Source organism: Micrococcus sp. Mcc89, assembly GCF_024519795.1.
In the GTDB taxonomy this organism is placed as follows: Bacteria; Actinomycetota; Actinomycetes; order Actinomycetales; family Micrococcaceae; genus Micrococcus; species Micrococcus luteus.
Genome location: NZ_JALJRI010000036.1, coordinates 1 through 265, shown reverse-complemented (window position 1 = coordinate 265; position 265 = coordinate 1). Strand labels below are relative to the sequence as shown.

1 pseudogene is annotated in these 265 nt (G+C 66.4%); it reads right to left on the bottom strand.

The window, feature by feature from the left end:
* Positions 1–265 (bottom strand): annotated as a pseudogene (locus tag NR072_RS05285) (pyridine nucleotide-disulfide oxidoreductase); the annotation flags it as partial.

Here is a 265-nt window from a genome sequence, read left to right as displayed (position 1 = left end):
CGGGAGATGCGGGTCATCTCCTCCCGGTCCACGACCTTCACCCGCTCCCGCGCCACCGGACCGGTCTGCGTCGCCTGCGCACCCAAGGACTTCTCATGCTCATCCAGGGCATGCCAACCGGCCCACGTGGTGTACGGGACTTCACGGGACTCGAGCAGCTCGATCACCGACTCCTCGGAGGGCTCCTGGGCCGTCCACAGCCCCGGCTCGTCCTCGATCAGATGCTTGATCGTCTCCAGGGAGTCACCCTTGGTGTGCCCGATCA